Here is a 2,184-nt window from a genome sequence, read left to right as displayed (position 1 = left end):
TTCAGGCCGCCCAGCAGGGCGACAACAACCGCCGGAACTCTAACTTAACCGGTGGACCACCCTAATGGGGCAGGTCAATCCGTCGGACAAGAATTCACAGCGATATGCCATTGGCTTAGTCGTGAAGCTGACAGTTCCAAATTGAAGCTCACGTTCCCGCATATGGCAACGTCCGTCGATAACGCTGCTGATCATCGGCCCTTCAATAGTGAAGCTCGCGTGGCCGGCACGACGATCAAAAGTGTCGAGGTAGGTCGAGCGCCTCTCTGAGCGTTTATATCCGCCAGCATAGCCAGCGCCCTTGAAACAGCCATGCGTCCAACCATCAATCCCTACGATCTGCTCTGCTTCGACCGACGAGAGATTGTGAGGAAGTCGCATCTCTGCGGCAGGGAATGTGCTGCAGGCCACAAGGGACAGTAGAAAAGCAGGAGCAATCGTCTTCATTATTGCTACTCCGAACCAGCGTTGGTTCACCGACCACGAATTGCCGCTTCTAAAATTTCTCGCTTGTGAACGTAAGACACTCATTACTGGAGTTGGCTGATCCAACCTTGAATTTTCTCCGTGTCAGCTAGATCGCCGGAGTAGTTTACCTCAGGCTCAAATGGACCATAATCTTCCAAGCCAAGTGCAACCTTCTGCAAAGTCGAGAACGTACGGATTCCCGAGGGAAGAACCTCCTGCCTGACTTCCATGTAGCGAGTTGAAACATCGGTCGCTTCGCCGACGTGAAGTGCGCCCAAGCGAAGAAAAAGATCAGCGGCGATCAGGCAAGAGCTGAAACAGCTCCGATCCGTTAATAGCACGAGCCGCCCGAGCATTTCCGGGGAAGGTAACTTGTGGCCATCAGCGATGATTTCGGTCGAGGGCTCTCTCGCGCAACTTGGCAATGCCGGCGCAAAAGCACGGCTTTCAATCAGGGCAGCCTCCATGTCCTGCACGAGGTCAGAGACATAGCTGAAAGATTTCGCATCATCGCGCGCCAAGCGATCGCGCCAGCCGCGAAGCATCTCGAGATTGCCTGGCGAAACGCGCCAAAAGGCTCCCCGACAGTCGTCTGCTGGTCGCGCCGCTGCGGCAACGGTTTCTGCACCAACGAGCGTTGTCGCAATTGCAGATGCGTAGGAGGAGTCTCCGCCGCCGTTGCCACGAAGATCTAGCACGACCATCGGCGCGGTCCTTAGCTCTTTCTGGTGCTTGTCTACTTCAGCGACAACCTCCGCTGCACCGGCGCCCAAGGTCTCAAGCTTGATCCAATACCCCCTGTCAAACTTCTCAACCCCCATACCCGCCCCCGTACGCTTACCTTCGGCGCGGACAATGAACGGCTCCAAATCAGCAACCTGAATTTGGCGCCAATTGAGATCGACCTGTTCGCGCACGCCTTGGGGGGATTCAAGGACACAACTCTCTGGTCGAGTGAGAAACGGGTTGCCGTCACGCAACAGGAGCCACGCCGCGTTCTGGGCAAGCTGCGACTCCACTTCCGGATTGCCCTTGAAGAGTCCAATCCGTTCTCTCGCCCATGCATCGACATCTGCTCCATCGCAGGAAACAAGCCGAAACCCAACTATGTCTCTTTCGCCGTCGTGTTGCTCTTGGGCTCCGACTATCCATGCTCCACCGCGGCGAGAAAGGATGATTCCTGTCCAAGCGCGAAATTTGTACTCTACAAGGGCAGTCGACCAGATGTGACCGTCTCCAAAATCCGCAGCCAAACCAGACATCAAGGCGTTGTAGGCGGGATAGCTATCGACCTTCGTAAGACGTTGTTCGACATTCGCTCGCGCTATGCGAATACGCTCAAGAAACCTGGCGTCACCCAGCGATGGATCAGCGCCTGGATGATTGCTTTCGATAAGCTCAAGCGCAGCCCGCGCGTCTTCCCTTGCAATCAATTGCCAGGGGTTGCCCGATTCCTCGGCTTCCAACGGGCCAGCCCAGATCGCGACGAACGAAACGACAGTTAGGACAAACCGAAGCGACATCTGCCACCCCCCAAAGATTCTGCCATCTTATTATAGCGAAAAATTTGGGCGCGTAAGGCCCAGCGGTGGAGAGGAAGAGTCTTCTTGGTTGGGTTGGGCAAAGCCAACCGTGCTCATGACCTGCCCCATTAGGGTGGTCCACCGGTTAAGTTAGAGTTCCGGCGGTTGTTGTCGCCCTGCTGGGCGGCCTGAA

General features: G+C 55.8%; 2 protein-coding genes. Both read right to left on the bottom strand.

Annotated elements, in window-relative coordinates; translation table 11 throughout:
* Positions 1–39 precede the first annotated feature (39 nt).
* Positions 40–447: a hypothetical protein gene (locus GRI48_RS14130; RefSeq protein WP_160677665.1), complete on the bottom strand. Its 408-nt coding sequence runs from the start codon at positions 445–447 to the stop codon at positions 40–42.
* Between the two features lie 83 nt (positions 448–530).
* Entirely contained in the window at positions 531–1,991 is a 1,461-nt protein-coding gene (locus tag GRI48_RS14125) for a S41 family peptidase (RefSeq protein WP_160677662.1), read from the bottom strand.
* Positions 1,992–2,184 lie beyond the last annotated feature (193 nt).

The sequence above is a fragment of the Qipengyuania oceanensis genome (genome assembly GCF_009827535.1).
Lineage (GTDB): Bacteria > Pseudomonadota > Alphaproteobacteria > Sphingomonadales > Sphingomonadaceae > Qipengyuania_C > Qipengyuania_C oceanensis.
The sequence above is the reverse complement of the archived record's forward strand: the minus strand, read 5'-3'. Positions and strand labels throughout refer to the sequence as shown.

Coding starts and splice junctions, on each gene's coding strand:
- GRI48_RS14130 (WP_160677665.1), bottom strand. CDS start 447: ATGAAGACGATTGCTCCTGCTTTTCTACTGTCCCTTGTGGCCTGCAGC.
- GRI48_RS14125 (WP_160677662.1), bottom strand. CDS start 1,991: ATGTCGCTTCGGTTTGTCCTAACTGTCGTTTCGTTCGTCGCGATCTGG.